Below are 18,154 nucleotides of genomic sequence, written 5' to 3' on the forward strand. Positions count from 1 at the left end.
TTTGGGCGGCTTGACTGTCTGACCGAGCCAGGCATCGTTCACCAAGCCGTTGCCAGGCACCTGGTGAGAATTTCACGACTTTCCTGGTCAACGGCTTGGTGGTACGAGGCCGGCGAGGGAGTTTCAAGCCGTCCAAAACGGGGCAAACCAGCCATGCAAACAAATAAGCCCTGTCAGAATCCGACCCTGCCTTGACAGTACAGTCATGAATGCGTATTTTTGGCACTCAATCTTAGAGAGTGCCAAAAACAGGTCAATCATGGAACTTTCTCCTCGTGAAATCGATGTCCTGACAATTATTGTCGAGGAATACATAGCCACAGCAAAACCTGTGGGTTCTCGTATCGTGGCCAAAAAATCGCGAAGCAAGCTCAGTCCGGCCAGTATCCGAAACACCATGGCCGACCTGGCAGACAAGGAACTGCTTGACCAACCGCATACCTCGGCAGGCCGTATTCCGACCATTAAGGGATTGCGCCACTTTTTGGACACCATCCTCCAAATCCCCCCCCTGTCCGGACATGAGATGGACGCCATTTCCGACCATCTTGGCCACGTGGGTTCAGATCCTTCCGACATTTTCAGAAACACCTCGCGGGTTCTCTCCTCCATTTCCCAGCAGGCCTGTCTCGTCCTTGGTCCCAGCCAGGGGCATGTCCAATGGAAGCACATCGATTTCGTTCTCCTGACTCCGGGCAAGATCATGTCCATTCTCGTTCTCCAGGGAGGCATCGTTCAGAACAAGATTATCGATGTGGACGTAAAAATCACCTCGGACGACCTGATCAAGTACGCCAATTATCTCAACAGCCATTTTCAGGGGCAACCCCTGCACACGGTCCGGGAAAAAATCCGCGCCCAGATGCAGGCGGCCCAACAGGTTTTTGACGCCCTGTATCAGCGCGCCCTGGATCTTGCCGATAAAACCTGCTCTACAGGCTCTCAGCGAGAGATTTTCGTGGAAGGCGCGAGCAACCTCCTTACCCAGCCCGACTTCGCCGACATCGAGGCGATGCGCGATATATTCAGACTTCTGGAAGAACGCTCCAGACTTCTGGAACTCGTTGACACCATCTTTGACGAGCGGGATTCGCGGATCGTCATTGGACAGGAAAAATCCTGGAACGATCTGGAATACTGTTGTCTGGTATCCTGCCCATACACCATTTCCGAACAGACAGCCGGAATGATCAGCGTCATCGGCCCGGTGCGCATGAACTACGCAAAAATCATTCCCATGGTTGACTTTACCGCCCAAGTACTTAGTCAGATGCTTCAATCACGATTCTAGCCCTTTCAGGGCGACGAACCACATCGAATATGGGATTACACAGCGTACGCATGGGTAAGAAGTTACTGCCATGCGTTTTTTCAGCCATTACCCACGTACTGGCCCGCATGCTTACGTCCTTGTCAGGCCGGTCACCCAAGGAGACGATCAGATGAAACAAAAGAAACAACAAAATCCTCCAGCCAGCGAACAGAACCCGGAAAAGCAGGAAGAAGAGGCCGGGGAAGTGGAAGGCGCCCAGGATCTCCCCCTGGAAGAGGAATACGCCCGGGTATGTGCCGAGCTCGAAGACCAGAAACAGGAGTCCTTACGCATCCTTGCGGATGCAGAGAATCTCAAGAAACGGCTCGTGCGGGAAAAGGAAGAATTTTGTAAATTCGCCACGAGCGGAATCATCGAGAGCATACTCCCGGTACTGGACAATCTCGAACTCGCCCTGCAGCACGGCCAGAAGGAAGAAGCCTGCAAAAATCTCGTTCAGGGCGTGGAAATGACCTTGAGCATCTTCAAGGATACCTTGCAAAAAAACGGTCTGGCCATCATCGGCAGGGACCATGTCGGTACGCCTTTTGATCCGGCCTTTCACGAGGCCATCTCCCAGGTACCCGATCCGTCCATGGAAGCAGGGTGCGTCAGTCAGGTGGTGCAAACCGGATACAAACTCCATGACAGGCTGATCCGCCCTGCCAAGGTCGTTGTCAGCAAGCACTGTGACCCTGAAGCAGATTGATCTTCTGAAACGACATATTCAGCCTTTTTGCGCACCTTGCCCTTTACAACATCACTTGGCGCATTATGATTTACTCCGAAACCGAATAACTCCCCTTTGGATGAGGTTATCGCCAAGGCAGGTATTCGGGACGAACCACCAACAATATATTATTTTTCAACCAAAACCCTTTGGAAACATTTTTCGATACCATTCATTTTTCAGGAGGACAGCATGGGTAAGATTATCGGAATAGATCTCGGAACAACCAACAGCTGCGTCTATGTCATGGAAGGCAAAGACGCAAAATGCATTACCAACCCTGAAGGCGGTCGCACAACCCCTTCCCTGGTAGCCTTTACCGACAAGGAACGGCTCGTGGGCGAGATTGCCAAGCGCCAGGCCGTCACCAACCCGGAAAAGACCATTTTCGCTGTCAAGCGGCTCATGGGCAGAAAATTCGACGAGCCTCAGATTCAGGCCTGGGCCAAGAAAAGCCCCTACAAAATCGTTGCCGGCCCCAATGGCGACGCCTATGTGCAGGTCAACGACAAGAAATACAGTCCAGCGGAAATATCGGCCATCATCCTGCAGAAACTCAAAAAGGATGCCGAAACCTATCTGGGTGAAACAGTCAGTGAAGCAGTCATCACTGTTCCCGCATATTTCAATGACAGCCAGCGGCAGGCAACCAAGGATGCCGGACGTATCGCCGGCCTTGAGGTCAAACGGATCATCAACGAGCCCACCGCCGCATCCCTGGCCTATGGTGCCGAGAAAAAGTCCAATGAAAAGATCGCTGTTTTTGATCTGGGCGGTGGCACCTTTGATGTTTCCATCCTTGAAGTCGGCGACAATGTGGTTGAAGTCCGTTCCACCAATGGTGACACCTTTTTGGGCGGCGAAGACTTCGACGATATCATCATTTCCTATCTGGTCGACGAATTCAAAAAGGACAACGGCATCGATCTGAGTAAGGATAACATGGCGTTGCAACGTCTCAAGGAAGCCGGTGAAAAAGCGAAAAAGGAACTCTCCTCGTCCATGGAAACGGACGTGAACCTGCCTTTTATCACTGCCGACCAGAACGGCCCCAAACATCTGAACATCAAACTGAGCCGGGCCAAGCTGGAATCCATGTGCCAGGATCTGGTCGCCAGAGTCGAGGGACCGTGTCAAAAGGCCCTGGCCGATGCCGATCTCAAGCCAACGGAAATCAACGAGGTACTGCTGGTTGGCGGTCAGACCCGCATGCCCCTTGTCCAGTCCAAAGTAACCAGTATTTTTGGCAAGGAACCCAACAAGGGCGTCAATCCTGACGAAGTCGTGGCCATGGGTGCGGCCATCCAGGGCGGCATTCTTGCCGGAGACGTGAAGGATGTTCTTCTCCTCGATGTCACCCCCCTTTCCCTGGGGATCGAAACCCTTGGCGGGGTCTTCACCAAACTCATCGAACGGAACACGACCATCCCCACCCGCAAAAGCCAGACCTTTACCACTGCCGCTGACAATCAGCCTTCGGTTTCCATTCATGTTCTCCAGGGTGAACGTCCCATGTGCTCGGATAACATGACCCTGGGACGCTTCGAGCTGACAGGTCTCCCTGCAGCCCCCCGCGGTGTCCCTCAGGTTGAAGTCACCTTTGACATCGATGCCAACGGCATCGTGAACGTGTCGGCCAAGGATCTGGGAACAGGCAAGGAACAGTCCATCCGGATCACCGCCTCCAGCGGTCTCTCCGAAGACGAGATCCAGAACCTGGTCAAGGATGCCGAGGCCCACGCCGACGAGGACAAACAGCGTCAGAAGCTCATCGAGGCCCGCAACCATGCCGACAGTCTGATCTACACCACGGAAAAATCCCTCCGTGACCTCGGCGATCAGGTCGACGCGACACTCAAGGGCGAAATCGAGACCAAAATCGAAGAACTCAAAAAGATCATGGAAGGCGAAGATGCCGAAGCCATTACCAAGTCTACGGAGGAACTGGCCCAGTCATCCCACAAGCTCGCTGAAAAGCTCTATGCCCAGAAATCCGCTGAAGACCAGTCCGGTGCCGGGCAGCCTGGGGCTGATCAGGCAGCTGGAGCTGAAAAGTCCGATGACGAAGACGTTGTCGACGCCGACTACACCGAGGTCAAATAGCCTTGACAGGCTAATACCAGCTTCCTAGAGTACAAGGCCTGGACCACTTTATCAGTGAGTCCAGGCCTTTTTGTATCAGTAGCCCTTCCCTTTTTCCCATCAGTGGTCCATGAAAACACATCTCCTTTTTTTCCTCATTGCACTGCCCCTGTTTTTTTCCCTGGGATGCGGCAAACAACCTGTCAGCCAACCCCCTTCCACGCCCGAGGCTGTCCAGCCATCCCCTCGGATTGCCAAGGATCTTGCCGGCAAAGCCGAGCAGGCCTGGGAAGCCCGGGATTATTTCGAAAGCCAGCGGCGTTACACGGAACTGCTCGAGGATCCCGACCTTCCCCAAGGGATCGTCACCCTCGCCTGGGAACGTCTGACCACCAGTGCGGTAAAAAATCGGGACTGGAACAGGGCACAATCGGCTTTGAACAAATGGGCCCGCGCCTTTCCCGAGGCCATGACCTCCTGGGCCTGGAACATGAACAAGGCGGCCCTGATCGAGGAAGAACACGACAGCTCTGCTGCCGAGCGGTTTCTCAAAGGGCTGGTTGAGGACAGCGATCTCCCCGAAGGGACCCGAACCCAGGCTGCCAAGGAATTTATCCGTCGCGCGGCCGAACGAAACGATCTGGCCGGCACCCTGAACGGTTACGGTTTGCAATACGACCACGTCTCCTCACACCCGGATCGCCTGGCGCTGGAAACCGAGGTAACCCGTCTGTTGCGGGACAAACCCCTCGACCTTCTGGCAGAGGCTGCCAATGCGACCAGACAGGAACCTATCACCTCGTTTCCCAAGAATATTCTCACAGGTATGTACGATCTGAAACGGTTGGAAGAGAATTCCGATCTGTGGCCCCAGGTCTGGCAGGACCTGATCACCCTGAAAGACAAAAGCCCATGGGCCGGGGACTTCCCTTTTGACCAGGACCTCGAGACCCTGACCCAACGTCTGGGACAGCCCCGGCAGCATATTGCCCTGGTCCTCCCTCTCCAGGGATCCTATGCGTCCATTGGTTGGCGTATCGCCCAGGGAGTGGGGGCCGGACAATGGTATCTGAACAGCCGGGGCATGGATCTCCAGGTGACTATCATCAATTCAGCCTCACCGGAATGGACAAAGGAGCTGGCCGATCTTGCCCCAACCTGTCGGATCGTGGGCGGGCCCTTGCGGAAATCGGCATGGCAGGCGATTCGTGAAAACGAACTTGAAGAAGAACGAGTCTTTTTCACCTTCATGCCCACCCTGGAGGAAGAAGGAACAAGGGCATGGCGGTTTTTTGGAAGCCCCCGGGATCAGGTCCGGGCCCTGGTCAGGTCTGCCCGTAACCAGACGATCTCCCGATTCGCCATTCTCTACCCGCAGGAGCCGTATGGCCGGGTCATGGCCCAGTATTTCTGGGAGGAGGCCACGAGTCATGGTGGGGAAATCACCGGCATGAACAGTTATACCCCGGGGGAACCAACGGCCTGGGGTAAAACCGTATCCCGCCTGCTCGAGGCCGAAGGACTGGACAAGGGCGAGCTCAATCCGGAACCGGATTTTCAGGCCGTTTTTTTGCCAGACTCGCTTGAGAACGCCAAACTCATTGTTCCTCAATTCTTTTTCTATAACGAGAACAGGATGTTGTTTCTGGGCTCTCAGTTGTGGGAACAGGGCCCGAATCCGGATTCTCCCATGGAAGCGAGCTATTTCGATCTGGCAGTGTATCCCGGCGGGTGGTGGAAGGACAACCCCGGGCCGGCAATGACGGAACTCAATCGCATCCTGCAGGAAACCGGGCAAAGAGCTCCTGACTTTTGGACCGCCCTGGGATTTGATTTCATTCGCTTCTCAACGGGTCTCACCTCCCCGGGTACCCCCCCGGATCATCAGACCGTCAACCGTGACCTGACCACCCGAAAATCGTTTTCCTGGACCATGGCCCCCTTGTCCTGGGACGAAAACGGGATTGCCTCCCAAAATTATTTTGTTTTCCATCCGACTCAGGCAGGTCCCGAAATCGTTGATCCCGAACACATCTCAAGCAGACGGTCGCAACGAGAAGCCCGCCGCAAGCAGCTGGCCTCGCCTCAGGATAGGCCTGAGCGTTGACACACACGAAACAGGATATGACCGACAAACCGGCTCAACCGTTGCAGACAAACGCTCACAAACGATTCGGCCCTTTGAAATACAAAACGTCCCATCACCAACCAGGATCAAGGAAGAACATGTCATGGGTATCACCACAAATGAAGTCACTCAAATCGCACGCTTGGCCCGACTGGACATAGCAGAGGACCAGGCCGGCCTGTTTGCCGGTCAAATGGACACCATCCTGTCGTACATGGACACGCTCAACGAATTGGATACCTCCTCGGTGGAACCCATGTATTCCCCTGTGGACAATGTCAGCGTTCTCAGGGAGGACGAGGCGATCCAGACCATATCTCGAGATGAAATCCTGAAAAACGCACCTGAAGAGGATGGCCGATATTTCCTGGTCCCAAAAATCGTTTAAGGACTTTAAGGATTCCGGGACCTGGTCTTGAACTTTCGTATGCAATCCCGGGTCATCGCCCACCAATCCCTTGAAACATTGATCACGCAACCACTGCCACAAGGAAACTCAATGGCCGCACTTCATACCCATACACTGACCCGGATCAGGAATCTCCTGGCCAGCGGCGAGGTCACTGCCCAGGAAGTCACAACCGCCTGCCTCGACCGCATCACGGCCAGCGATCCCCATCTCAAGGCCCTTTTGTACCGCAATGACGAGCAGGCACTTGAACATGCCAAAACGCTGGACCAACAGGGTCCTGATCCCGCCAGAAAATTATGGGGAGTGCCCATTCTTCTCAAGGACATTCTGGCCACCAAATCCATGCCCACAACCTGTGCCTCCAAAATTCTGGAAGGATTCACCCCCTGCTACGATGCCCACCTGGTAAGCAGACTGAAGGAACATGGGGCGATCATTCTCGGCAAGAACAATCTGGATGAATTTGCCATGGGATCGTCCACGGAGAACTCTGCGCATGGACCGACCAAAAACCCCTGGAATCTCGAGCACGTACCTGGCGGGTCCAGTGGAGGATCAGCCAGCAGTGTGGCCGCATGCCAGGCCTTCGCCTCCATAGGAACGGATACGGGCGGGTCCATTCGCCAGCCGGCATCGTTCTGTGGGATTGTGGGTCTCAAACCGACCTATGGCCGTGTCTCCCGATTCGGATTGATCGCCTATGGCAGCTCTCTGGATCAGGCCGGCCCCCTGACCCGGACAATTGAGGACGCAGCCCTGGTTCTCTCCGTAATCGCCGGCCACGATACCAAAGACTCTACCAGTGTAAACACACCGGTTCCCGACTTTGTCGCTGGTCTCGATGCCATGAAGGATCTCTCGGGGGTGCGTATCGGCATGCCCCGGGAATACTGGGGGGAGGGACTGGCTCCGGAAGTGGCCGAGGCCTGTACCAGGGCCATGGACACGGCCAAAAAGCTCGGAGCGGAAATTGTTCCGGTCTCGCTGCCCCATACCGCCTATGCCATCGCTACCTATTACATCATTGCCATGGCCGAGGCGAGTTCCAATCTGGCCCGGTTCGATGGAGTCCGCTACGGGATCAGGGACAAGGATGCCCAGGATCTCCTGGAAATGTACACCAAGTCACGATCCAAGGGGTTTGGTGACGAGGTCAAACGCCGGATCATGCTCGGTACCTATGTGCTTTCCGCAGGCTATTACGAGGCCTATTACAAAAAAGCGGCCCAGGTCAGACGGATCATCCGCGAAGATTTTCTGAATGCATTGAGATCCTGTGATGTGCTGGCCGGCCCTGTCTGCCCGACAACAGCGTTCCGGCTGGGACAGAACACCGCCGATCCCCTGCAGATGTATCTGACGGACATCTTTACCATCTCCCTGAATCTGACCGGACTTCCCGGGCTGAGTCTGCCCGTGGGATTGGGCAGAGAGTCCGGACTTCCGGTCGGTCTCCAGTTTTTCGGGTCCAAATTCGGTGAAGAACGTCTCCTGGCCATAGCAAACGTCCTGGAACAATCGCAGGATCCATTGCCCCGGCCCCAGGGCCTGGAACGCCTGCTCGCCTAAATCTTTCGGGCCCGGCATCCTGATGCCGGGCCTTTGCCATCCCACTTCGTTACCTCACAACCCTCCCGTGTGAACCATGACGACCATTGCACTGGCTCTAAGCGGCGGAGCCGACAGCCTGTTGAGCCTGGCCCTGCTCAGAGACCAGGAAGCCGACGTTTTTGGACTGCATGCCTTTTTTCTCCCCCCGACCCCAAACGATCTTGAACGGGTCGAGGCCATGCGAGCCCAATGTCGGTTAGTGGGCGCAGGTCTTGAAACCATCGATTTGAGCAAACCCTTTGAAAACCTGATCATCAAGCCCTTTATCCGGGCCTATAAACAAGGCAGGACACCCAATCCCTGCTCCTGGTGCAATCGGGAGATGAAATTCGGTCTGCTCCTTGATTCGGCACGACAACTCGGAGCGGACAAACTGGCTACCGGTCATTATTGCAGGATCAGGTCCTCCCCCAACGGGCCGATGCTCGTCAGAGGCGCTGACCCGTCCAAGGATCAAAGCTATTTTCTCTCCCTGGTTCCTGCTTCGGCCTGGAAAGATGTTCTTTTTCCCCTGGGCGACTGGTTCAAAAAGGATGTTCTGCCCGCGCTCACGCGCCGCGGTCTCGAACCCGTCGGCACAGAGGAAAGCCAGGAAATCTGCTTTATTCCGGATGATTATCGCTCCTTTCTCTCTGCCAGGGGCATCTCCCTTCCCGGTCCCGGGCCGGTGCTGACCAGAGGGGGGAAACGGATCGGCACCCACCAGGGGCTGTGGAGGTATACCCAGGGCCAACGCCGGGGGCTGGGTATCGCCTATGCCCATCCCCTGTACGTGATAGACAAGGATGTTCGAACAAACACCCTGGTCGTGGGTTCACGGGACCAACTTCTGGCCGAGGCGTGCATTGCCACCCATCCGAATCTGATGCTTCCGGCCCATCTCTGGCCGGAAAAACTCTTTGTGCAGACCCGGTACCGCCAGCAGGCCGACCAGGCCCGGATCCGGGTCGAGGAGAATGCGCTTTCAGTCGATTTCATCACCCCCCAGGAGGTTCCCACCCCCGGCCAGATACTCACTGTCTACACCCAGGAAGGCCAGGTTCTTGCCGGAGGCATCATTGCCTGACATCTTGCGCGTACGGCTTGTTTTCATTGAGCAACGGCTTGAGGTTACGAGGCCGGCGAGAGAGTTTCAAACCACCCGGAACGGGGCAAGCCGGCCATAAGAGCAAATCAGTCCGTTACCAGCATGAGATCTATTGTCTTTTTTGATCATTTCAGCTACTCACGCACATAGAATGTAACATCTCGTTATCCTCCACCCACGACTGCCCATGCCCTCATTCATCACATATATTCTGACTCCCTTTGCCGCGTTGGGCAGGATGCTTATCGACATCCTGAACGCATGTGGGGCATATACCATCTTTTCGCTCCAGGGATTGATGAAAATTTTTTCTCTGCCGTTCCAGTTTTCCAAAATCATGCAGCAGATCTACTTCATCGGGGCCAAATCCGTGGCCATTATCGCCCTGGTGGCCCTGTTCACCGGGATGGTCCTGGGACTGCAGCTCTACTACACCTTGACACAATTCGGTTCAGAAGGTGCCCTGGGCTCGGCCGTGGCCCTCTCTCTGGTCCGTGAGCTCGGCCCCGTGCTCACCGCAATCATGATCACGGCCCGAGCCGGATCGAGCATGACTGCGGAAATCGGGGTCATGCGCATCTCCGAGCAAATCGATGCCCTGGACACCATGGCCATTGATCCGGTCCGCTTTCTGATCAGTCCGAAGATAGCCGCATCCCTGATCTCCTTCCCCCTGCTCACCGCCCTGTACGATGTGGTCGGGATCCTGGGCGGGTATATCGCCGGGGTGCTTCTTCTTGGTCTGAACAAGGGGATCTATTTCTACCGGGTGGAATCAAGTGTGGTCATGCAGGACGTCACCGGCGGGTTCATCAAGGCCATTGTCTTTGCCTTTCTGGTCTCGACGATCTGCGGTTTCCAGGGATATTTCACCCACACCCGTCAGGGTGGTTTCGGGGCCAAAGGCGTCGGCATGGCCACAACATCGGCGGTGGTCATTTCCTGCGTCTGGATCCTCATAGCCGATTACGTACTCACATCCTTTCTCCTGTAGAATTCCCATGCCCACACCACTTGTCGAATTTAAAAACGTCACCAAACGATTTGGGAACAAAACCATCCTCGATGGGATCGATCTGACCATCAACGAGGGCGAGATCACCACAATCATCGGTAAAAGCGGCGTGGGCAAGAGTGTGTTCCTCAAACACATTATCGGGCTGCTCTCGCCCGATGAAGGGGAAATCGTCTTCATGGGTCGTCCCTTGACCTCCCTGAACCACAAGCAGCGCCAGGAGATGAAACGCGAATGCAGCTACATGTTCCAGCACAATGCCCTGTTCGATTCCCTGACCGTTTTTGAAAATATCGCCCTTCCCCTGCGGGAAAAGACCACCCTTCATTCCCGCGAGATTTCCGGGAAGGTCAGGGCAAAGATGGATCAATTGGAACTGGGGGAAGTGGGCCTCAAATATCCGACCCAGCTTTCCGGGGGGATGCAGAAAAGAGTTGCCCTGGCCAGGGCATTGATCAACGATCCCAAAATCGTTCTTTTTGACGAACCCACAACCGGGCTGGATCCAATCAGAAAAAACGCGGTCCTCTCCATGATCGCCCATTACCAGCAGCGGTTCAATTTTTCGGCCGTGCTTGTTTCCCACGATATTCCGGACGTTTTCTACATTTCCGATCGGGTGGCCATCATTGACGAGGCAAAAATCCTCTTTCAGGGATCACCGCTCAAACTTGAGCAGACCAGACAACCGGTCATTGATGAATTCATCCATAGCCTGGAACTCTTGAAAAATGATCTCAGTGGATTGAGTACAAAAAACCGGCTTCTTGAACATTTTGATCAGGCCCAAAAAAAATGCGCTGAAGACAACACGCCTTTTTGCATCCTGACCATGCGCATGCATGGCCTTTCCGCCGTGACCGAACGAATCGGGGCCATTGCCGCGCACCATGTCGTTGAAAAATTCGCCCGCACCTGGCAAACTATCCTCGACCGGGAACTCTGCGTGGCCTCGTACGACCAACGCACAGCCGTTGGAATTCTGCCCGGCCTATCGACGCAAGAATGTGAAAACATAGCTACGACTATTGTCCAGGGACCCCGCGATGGGCACAACCTGTTCATCGAAGGATTTGACCAGAAGGATGTCACCGCGATGCTCCAGATGGGCTGCACTCCCGGGGACCCCGAAGAAAGCCTGGACAAACATATCGCCCGAAGCACGGCGAATCAAATCACCGTGACCGCAGTTTCATGTTCCGGGCGGAGATATTAACGACCAGGAGGAACGCGCCATGTCATCCATACAACGATTCAAACAGGAATCCATCGTGGGCATCTTTTTTATCATCGGATGCCTCTGCGTTACCTATCTCACTGTCAAACTGGGTAAAATGGAACTCTTCGGCGGCGATTACTATACAATCAATGCTCGATTCACCAATGTCACCGGTCTCAAGACAGGCAGCTTTGTCCAGATGGCCGGGGTCCCCATCGGCCAGGTGGAGTCCATCACCCTGGATACCGAGGATCAGGTGGCCATGGTGGCCTTGAAAATCGAAAAAAACGTGCCCATAGACGAGGACGCTATCGCCTCGGTCAAGACCAGTGGACTGATCGGCGACAAGTATATCAAAATCTCACCAGGCGGCGGCCTCGAGCCCATCACGGAAGATGGGATTATCGTGGACACCGAGTCCACGGTGGATTTCGAGGAATTGATCAGCAAGTATATTTTTGGCAAGGTCTAGAGCGAATCAGCAGCACCAAGGAGCTCTTCTGAAGCGAGTTGTGCATCCGCTGCTGGTAGGTTCCAGATCCGGCGCATCAGGACCTTCACGAACCACACCGACAAACCGTCCGGTTTTCTTCAGATGTTCATGGTGCACACCATCCTCCTTTCAAAGGGCCATTGCCCGAACCCAAGGTAGACACATGTTGCGAACCATCTTTGCCTTTTTTCTGATTATGATTTTTTCAACGCCGCTTCAGGCGACCACAACGCCCATGGAACATGTCAAATCCAATGTCGACCAGGCCATCTTTATCCTGACCAGTCCCGAGTACAAGGGCGAGGCCAATAAGAAACGACAGCAGGAGATGCTGGTCCAGGTGGGAGAAAGTCTGTTCGACTTCAACGATGTCACCCGACTTGCCGTGGGAAAATATTGGAAATCCTTTACCGATGAAGAGCGCCATGAATTCCGGGATCTTTTTTCCCAGCTCCTGCAAAAAATCTACATGGATAAAATCCAGTCCTACAATGGCGAACCCGTCATCTTTTCCAAGGAAACCATTCTCTCGCCCACCAAGGCCAAGGTGAACACCCACATCATGCTCAACGACAAGGAAGTTCCCTTGGATTACATGCTCCGATCCAGAAACGATCAATGGCGGGTCTACGATGTGATTGTCGAGGGGGTCAGCTTGGTCAAGAATTACCGTTCCCAGTTCAGTTCCATCCTTTCCAAGAATCCGCCCAGCGTCCTTCTCGACCAGGTCAGAAAAAAAATCGAACAGTCGGGCAATGAATCATGATTGCCTCCTTGCGTGCCTTTTTCAGCGGCGCCCATCGACCGCAGAAGCTTGGTTCAGCAATGCCCTGCACGCTCTTGCTGGCCGGTGTCCTTCTCCTGTCAGCCTGTGGCTCGAAGACGAATCCGGTCCTGCAGGGTCCTGACCCAGACCCCGGCCGGAACGTAGCTCAAGCCCAGAAAACGCATCACGAAGAATCCCCGGACCCCAGCGGTTCCTCACCCGTCACGACATCTTCGCAAACTTCTTTCGCTCGCCAACCCATCGATGATTCGGCGAAAACCGATCCATGGGATGATGCCCTGGAAGATGAATGGGACGAGGACTATTATGATGACCTGGATGCCGACTACGCCCTCATGGATTCAGAAGGCTCCGGAGCGCAGGTTGCCGACCCACTGGAGCCTTTTAACCGGGCCATGTTCGTCCTCAACGACAAGCTCTACTTCTGGGTGCTCAAGCCTACCGCATCAGTGTACGGCGCCATCTTTCCCGTGCAGATGCGTACCGGAATCAACAATGTCTTTACCAATCTCGCCTTTCCCATCCGCTTTGTCAGCAGTCTCCTGCAGTTTAAATTTGACAAGGCCTTCAAGGAGGTCGGTGCCTTTGCCATGAACACCACCTTCGGTGTGGGCGGGTTGGTCAAGATTTCCGATCATATCGACCCCCTCAAGGACCTCTCTCCTGAAGATCTGGGCCAGACCCTGGCCCACTACGGCGTTGGAGACGGATTTTACATTGTCTGGCCCCTCCTGGGCCCTTCGACGTTGCGTGACACGTCTGGAAGCATTGGAGAATACTTTCTCGATCCGATCAATTATATTGACAAATGGCAAATCCGCCTGGCTCTCAAGGGCGAGAGCACCGTCAATTACACCTCCCTGCACATTGGTGACTACGAGGATCTCAAGGAAGCGTCCATTGATCCCTACGAGGCCCTCAAGGACTTCTACACCCAGCACCGTCGCCACCTTACCCGCGACAGCGAATAACTCACTGGTTTCTCATCTGGAAACGCACCACAAAAAAAGCGCTCTCCCGACTTCGGGGAGAGCGCTTTTTTTGGTGTTTCATCGAGACGTCAGCCGTTACAACTTGCTGGTCAATCCCAACCTGGCAACTACCCGCTCGGCGGCCTCTCGGGTGAAGGATGACTCATCCAGTGTATTCTTGCGAGACGTATCGATGAGTTCATGGGGAGCATTGTGAAGTTCTTTGCCCGGGGTGATTTCATAGGCCTGGGTGAAGGAATCCGTGAAATACATTTCCTGGAACCCGATGAATTTAAGGGCATGGGCTGTCGAGTCGAGAATGGCCAGTTCTCCGGGTTCGAGCAGTCCCGCCTCCCTGGCCTTGAGCAATCCGGCAAAACACTCGCCTCCCTGGGTACAGGCGATGTGCCCGTGTCGATTGACCCGAAGCATTCCTTCGATGATCTCCTGCTCCTGAACCTGGACGACCTTGAAAGCGCCCCCCCGGGTCTCATACTGATCCACCAGAAACTTGACCCTGGGAAAAGAGACCGGATTGCCGATCATGGCCGCCTGGGCCACGCTGGGCCGCACCGTGACCGGGGCGTAGGATCGGGAATCCAAGGGCTGATCATAATACCTGAACACCGGATCGGCATGCGAGGACTGGACGCCTATGATCTTGGGCAGGGTATCAATGATCCCGAGACGGTGCAGTTTCAAAAAGCCCGACATGACCGCCGTGACGTTCCCGGCATTGCCGATGGGCACGAACAGGGCCTTTCCGGCCATCTGCCAATCGTACCACTGGGCCACCTCGTAGGCATAACTTTCCTGCCCGAGAATACGCCAGCCGTTTTTGGAATTGAGCAGCGCGACCCGATAATTGTCTGCCAGATACTCGACTACCTTCATGCAATCGTCGAACACCCCCGGGACCTCCAGGACCAGAGCCCCGCTTCCCAGAGGCTGAGCCAATTGCTGGGGAGTGACCTTGCCCTGGGGAAGAAGAACCACCGATTTCAGGGGATCACCCACATAGGAGGCGTACAGGGCGGCAGCAGCCGAGGTGTCCCCGGTGGAGGCACAGATGGTGATCACGTGTTCCCAGCCATGCTTGCGCACCAGGTGCTTGAGATAACTGAATGCACAGGCCATCCCGCGATCCTTGAAGGATCCGCTGGGATTCTGCCCGTCATTCTTGTAGGCCAATGGCTGGCCGACATACGACTCGAGTGTCTGGGAAGCCCTGACAATGGGCGTATTCCCTTCTCCAAGATACACAATGTCCTCGGGCTCGAGTACCGGAGCCATGAGCTCGTAAAATCTGAAAATGCCTCTCAGACACGTCGTCTTGGTTGCGGCCCGGGCATCGAAAACGTCCTGCCACCCCCGACCGTCGTGAAGATCGCCCAGGGACTCGAGGGTGGTATCTTCCAGGAGAAAAACCCCTCCGCAGTCGGGACAGGTATAGTACAATTCGTCAATGGGATAGGTTGCACCACAAGAGAGGCAGAGGTAGCGCATGGATCCTCTGTAGGTGGGAAATCCGTTCGTTTGGTTCATGGCAGATACATAAAGGGCTGAATGGTTCAGAAAGCAAACTGCAGGGGAACGACGGTTTCAATGAACAGGTCCGCCAGGACACCGAGCAAAAAGACCACGGCCACCAATCCGTTCAAGGTGAAAAAGGCCATATTGACCCGACCCATGTCTTTTTCCGTAATCAGGGTATGTTCGAAAAGCAGGATCAGGGAAACAATCCCCCATGCGGAAAAATACATCCAACCTGCCCCCTGAACCCATCCGGCCAGACCGAAAAAGATCACGGTACAGACATGGGAAAAAGTGGACAGGGCAAGAGCAACAGGGACGCCCAGGGTTGCCGGTGCGGAAAAAAGGGCGTGCTCCCGATCGAAGTCCACATCCTGACTGGAATAGAGCATATCAAAACCCGCGACCCAGAAAAGAACCCCAAGGCCGAGAATCACAGAAACGGGTGTGATCACCGGCTCAAAGGCGATCCAGCCCGCAATGGGAGCCAGAAAATGGACCGAACCAAGGGCATAATGGCAGAGCGGGGTGAATCGCTTGGCAAAGCTGTAACCTGCCGACCAGATCAGGGCAAACGGAGCCAACAGAAAGCAGAGTTCATTGAGTCCCCAGCATGCAGCCCAGAATCCCATGGCACAGATCAGCAGAAACACCTTGGTCTGAAGAGGAGATATCTCTCCTGTAACCAAAGGACGATTCCGGGTCCTGGGATTGGCCGCATCTATGGCCGCATCCGCCAGCCGATTGAACCCCATGGCAAAGGATCGGATCAGAATCATGGCCAGGGTGAGAAGCACAAAAACCCTGGTTCCGGGCCACCCTTCCGCCGCCCAGAAAACACCGACATAGGCGAAGGGGAGGGCAAAGACGGAATGCTCTATCTTGATCATCCGACACAGGATGATGAAGGCACGAAATGTCCGTGCAAGCCAATTGTTGGAATCGGGACGCATGTGCGCTCACCTCATTTACTTCAAGCTTGGAAATTTCTCTCAAAAAGAGACCGGTCACATCGTATTGCTGGCCTGGAGCGAATTTATTTGGCGTATCCCACAGCCCGCTTTTCCCGAATAACCGTCACCTTGATCTGGCCGGGATAGGTCATTTTCTCTTCGATTTTCTTGGCCACATCCTTGCACAGGAGATAGATCCTGTCATCATTCACCTGTTCACAATCGACCATGACCCGCAGTTCGCGTCCGGCCTGGATGGCATAGGCTCTGTTCACCCCTTCAAAGCTGGTTGCGATTCCTTCAAGTTCCTCCAACCGCTTGACATAATTCTCCAAAAGCTCTTTGCGGGCACCGGGACGGGCACCGGACAGAGAATCCGCTGCCTGAACAAGGACGGCGAGCACAGTCTGGGGCGGCACATCCTCGTGATGCGCTGCAATGGCGTGAACGATTTCTTTGGATTCTCCATACTTCTTGGCCAGATCGGCACCAATCTGGGCATGGGGACCTTCAATTTCATGGTCCACAGCCTTGCCCAGGTCATGAAGCAGACCGGCCCGCTTGGCCTTTTTGACATCCATGCCCAGTTCCGCAGCCATGACACCGCACAGAAAGGCCACCTCCAACGAATGGTGGAGAACATTCTGTGAATAACTGGTCCGGTAGTAAAGTTGTCCCAAAAGACGCACAACTTCGGGATGGATGCCATGCACACCAACATCAAAGGTGGCCTGCTCACCGATCTCACGAAGTTTTACATCCATTTCCTGTTCGACCTTTTTGACAACGTCTTCGATCCGGGCTGGATGAATCCGTCCGTCGCTGATGAGCCGCTCCAAAGCCTCCTTGGCAATCTGACGCCTCAGGGGACTATAGGCTGAAAGGACCACGGTTTCCGGGGTGTCATCAATGATCAGATCCACTCCGGTGGCCGCCTCGATGGCTCGAATATTCCGGCCTTCACGGCCAATAATCCGCCCCTTCATATCCTCGCTGGGCAGCTCCACTGTGGAGACGGTTTGTTCGGAGACGTAGTCTCCGGCGTAGCGCTGGATGGCCGTGGCCAGAATCTCACGCGACTTGCGTGTGGCTTTTTCCTGGGCCTCGATCTCTATGACCCGGATCATCTTGGCAGCCTCATGGCGGGTCTGACTCTCTATCTCCTGCATGATCCGCTGCTTGGCCTCTTCGGCTGTCAGACCGGAAACCTGCTCAAGCTTGCGCTCCTCTTCGAGAATGAGATCATCTAGATGTTTGGTCTTATCTATGAGCGATTGTTCCTGTTTAGCCAGTTTCTTTTCCGAACTGACCAACTCACTTTCACGCCTGGTCGTGCTTTCCAGCTTGCTCTCCAAACGCTCCTGCTTTTCCTGAATCCTGGCTTCCAGCCTTTTAACCTCTCTTTCCCGGCCCTTGATGTCCTCTTCCATCTCCTTTTTCTGACGGAAAATTTCATCCTGCCCCTGAAGAAGAACCTCTTTCTTGTGGGCGACAGCCTCCTTGCGCGCCTCGTCGAGAATCTTCTCGGCAAGGCTCTGAGCTTCAATTTCCTGCTTTATATACAATTTGCGCTGAACGATGAACCCTGCACCTGCACCGATTCCGATACAGATAAAGGCGGTAATGATAATTGAACTGAGCATGACAGTCCTCCGTTGCCTTCCGCTGGAATCTTTCCCGAGAAAGATCTCGCACGGAGATTTATGATGATGCCACAAGATACGACTTGGGGCTTATGTGCGTTGGGACAAACGATCGCCTGAAAGTAAAAAAAAGAGTACAAGCGATCGTAAAGGTGAGTCACCCATCAGGACGGCTCAA

At 54.6% G+C, this 18,154-nt stretch carries 15 protein-coding genes; 12 read left to right on the forward strand and 3 right to left on the reverse strand.

Going from position 1 to position 18,154, the window contains the following annotated elements; genetic code table 11:
* The first annotated feature begins 259 nt into the window (after positions 1-259).
* The 12 genes from hrcA to ACTVJH_RS08305 all read left to right on the forward strand — a co-directional run bounded on the left by hrcA (position 260) and on the right by ACTVJH_RS08305 (position 13,847).
* A complete protein-coding gene (hrcA, locus tag ACTVJH_RS08250; RefSeq protein ID WP_455989338.1) occupies positions 260-1,291 on the forward strand; it encodes a heat-inducible transcriptional repressor HrcA in 1,032 nt (343 codons plus the stop codon).
* Positions 1,292-1,442: 151 nt separating this feature from the next.
* Positions 1,443-2,021 carry a nucleotide exchange factor GrpE gene (gene grpE / locus ACTVJH_RS08255; protein WP_455989340.1) on the forward strand — a complete coding sequence of 193 codons (579 nt, stop codon included), beginning with the start codon at positions 1,443-1,445 and terminating at the stop codon, positions 2,019-2,021.
* 213 nt (positions 2,022-2,234) lie between these two features.
* Positions 2,235-4,145 carry a molecular chaperone DnaK gene (dnaK, locus tag ACTVJH_RS08260; RefSeq protein WP_455989342.1) on the forward strand — a complete coding sequence of 637 codons (1,911 nt, stop codon included), beginning with the start codon at positions 2,235-2,237 and terminating at the stop codon, positions 4,143-4,145.
* 109 nt (positions 4,146-4,254) lie between these two features.
* Complete coding sequence (locus tag ACTVJH_RS08265) at positions 4,255-6,231, forward strand: penicillin-binding protein activator (RefSeq protein WP_455989344.1); 1,977 nt, start codon at positions 4,255-4,257, stop codon at positions 6,229-6,231.
* A 124-nt stretch (positions 6,232-6,355) separates the two neighbouring features.
* Positions 6,356-6,640, forward strand: coding sequence for an Asp-tRNA(Asn)/Glu-tRNA(Gln) amidotransferase subunit GatC (gene gatC / locus ACTVJH_RS08270; RefSeq protein WP_455989346.1), 285 nt, complete (start codon positions 6,356-6,358; stop codon positions 6,638-6,640).
* Positions 6,641-6,751: 111 nt separating this feature from the next.
* The gene (gatA, locus tag ACTVJH_RS08275; protein ID WP_455989348.1) at positions 6,752-8,233 is read left to right on the forward strand and encodes an Asp-tRNA(Asn)/Glu-tRNA(Gln) amidotransferase subunit GatA; all 1,482 of its coding nucleotides are present in this window, start codon (positions 6,752-6,754) and stop codon (positions 8,231-8,233) included.
* A 76-nt stretch (positions 8,234-8,309) separates the two neighbouring features.
* Positions 8,310-9,341 carry a tRNA 2-thiouridine(34) synthase MnmA gene (mnmA, locus tag ACTVJH_RS08280; RefSeq protein ID WP_455989350.1) on the forward strand — a complete coding sequence of 344 codons (1,032 nt, stop codon included), beginning with the start codon at positions 8,310-8,312 and terminating at the stop codon, positions 9,339-9,341.
* A 208-nt stretch (positions 9,342-9,549) separates the two neighbouring features.
* A complete protein-coding gene (locus tag ACTVJH_RS08285; protein WP_455989352.1) occupies positions 9,550-10,356 on the forward strand; it encodes an MlaE family ABC transporter permease in 807 nt (268 codons plus the stop codon).
* A gap of 7 nt (positions 10,357-10,363) precedes the next feature.
* Positions 10,364-11,593 carry an ATP-binding cassette domain-containing protein gene (locus ACTVJH_RS08290; protein ID WP_455989354.1) on the forward strand — a complete coding sequence of 410 codons (1,230 nt, stop codon included), beginning with the start codon at positions 10,364-10,366 and terminating at the stop codon, positions 11,591-11,593.
* A gap of 28 nt (positions 11,594-11,621) precedes the next feature.
* Entirely contained in the window at positions 11,622-12,068 is a 447-nt protein-coding gene (mlaD, locus tag ACTVJH_RS08295; protein WP_455989426.1) for an outer membrane lipid asymmetry maintenance protein MlaD, read from the forward strand.
* Positions 12,069-12,252: 184 nt separating this feature from the next.
* Positions 12,253-12,855, forward strand: coding sequence for an MlaC/ttg2D family ABC transporter substrate-binding protein (locus ACTVJH_RS08300; RefSeq protein ID WP_455989356.1), 603 nt, complete (start codon positions 12,253-12,255; stop codon positions 12,853-12,855).
* A complete protein-coding gene (locus ACTVJH_RS08305; RefSeq protein WP_455989358.1) occupies positions 12,852-13,847 on the forward strand; it encodes an MlaA family lipoprotein in 996 nt (331 codons plus the stop codon). The genes ACTVJH_RS08300 and ACTVJH_RS08305 overlap by 4 nt, the downstream gene beginning before the upstream one ends.
* Before the next feature lie 96 nt (positions 13,848-13,943).
* Here the strand turns inward: ACTVJH_RS08305 and thrC are convergent, their stop codons facing one another.
* The 3 genes from thrC to rny all read right to left on the reverse strand — a co-directional run bounded on the left by thrC (position 13,944) and on the right by rny (position 17,976).
* On the reverse strand, positions 13,944-15,392 hold the full coding sequence (thrC, locus tag ACTVJH_RS08310; RefSeq protein ID WP_455989360.1) for a threonine synthase: 1,449 nt from the start codon (positions 15,390-15,392) through the stop codon (positions 13,944-13,946).
* 26 nt (positions 15,393-15,418) lie between these two features.
* Positions 15,419-16,333: a UbiA-like polyprenyltransferase gene (locus tag ACTVJH_RS08315; protein ID WP_455989362.1), complete on the reverse strand. Its 915-nt coding sequence runs from the start codon at positions 16,331-16,333 to the stop codon at positions 15,419-15,421.
* Between the two features lie 83 nt (positions 16,334-16,416).
* A complete protein-coding gene (gene rny, locus ACTVJH_RS08320; RefSeq protein WP_455989364.1) occupies positions 16,417-17,976 on the reverse strand; it encodes a ribonuclease Y in 1,560 nt (519 codons plus the stop codon).
* Positions 17,977-18,154 lie beyond the last annotated feature (178 nt).

The organism is Desulfoplanes sp. PS50, assembly GCF_053851535.1.

Excerpts from the sequence above, each read along its gene's own strand:
- ACTVJH_RS08300 (WP_455989356.1), top strand. The coding sequence starts at position 12,253 with ATGTTGCGAACCATCTTTGCCTTTTTTCTGATTATGATTTTTTCAACG.
- rny (WP_455989364.1), bottom strand. The coding sequence starts at position 17,976 with ATGCTCAGTTCAATTATCATTACCGCCTTTATCTGTATCGGAATCGGT.
- gatC (WP_455989346.1), top strand. The coding sequence starts at position 6,356 with ATGGGTATCACCACAAATGAAGTCACTCAAATCGCACGCTTGGCCCGA.
- grpE (WP_455989340.1), top strand. The coding sequence starts at position 1,443 with ATGAAACAAAAGAAACAACAAAATCCTCCAGCCAGCGAACAGAACCCG.
- ACTVJH_RS08285 (WP_455989352.1), top strand. The coding sequence starts at position 9,550 with ATGCCCTCATTCATCACATATATTCTGACTCCCTTTGCCGCGTTGGGC.
- ACTVJH_RS08305 (WP_455989358.1), top strand. The coding sequence starts at position 12,852 with ATGATTGCCTCCTTGCGTGCCTTTTTCAGCGGCGCCCATCGACCGCAG.
- gatA (WP_455989348.1), top strand. The coding sequence starts at position 6,752 with ATGGCCGCACTTCATACCCATACACTGACCCGGATCAGGAATCTCCTG.
- ACTVJH_RS08290 (WP_455989354.1), top strand. The coding sequence starts at position 10,364 with ATGCCCACACCACTTGTCGAATTTAAAAACGTCACCAAACGATTTGGG.
- hrcA (WP_455989338.1), top strand. The coding sequence starts at position 260 with ATGGAACTTTCTCCTCGTGAAATCGATGTCCTGACAATTATTGTCGAG.
- mnmA (WP_455989350.1), top strand. The coding sequence starts at position 8,310 with ATGACGACCATTGCACTGGCTCTAAGCGGCGGAGCCGACAGCCTGTTG.
- thrC (WP_455989360.1), bottom strand. The coding sequence starts at position 15,392 with ATGAACCAAACGAACGGATTTCCCACCTACAGAGGATCCATGCGCTAC.
- ACTVJH_RS08265 (WP_455989344.1), top strand. The coding sequence starts at position 4,255 with ATGAAAACACATCTCCTTTTTTTCCTCATTGCACTGCCCCTGTTTTTT.
- dnaK (WP_455989342.1), top strand. The coding sequence starts at position 2,235 with ATGGGTAAGATTATCGGAATAGATCTCGGAACAACCAACAGCTGCGTC.
- ACTVJH_RS08315 (WP_455989362.1), bottom strand. The coding sequence starts at position 16,333 with ATGCGTCCCGATTCCAACAATTGGCTTGCACGGACATTTCGTGCCTTC.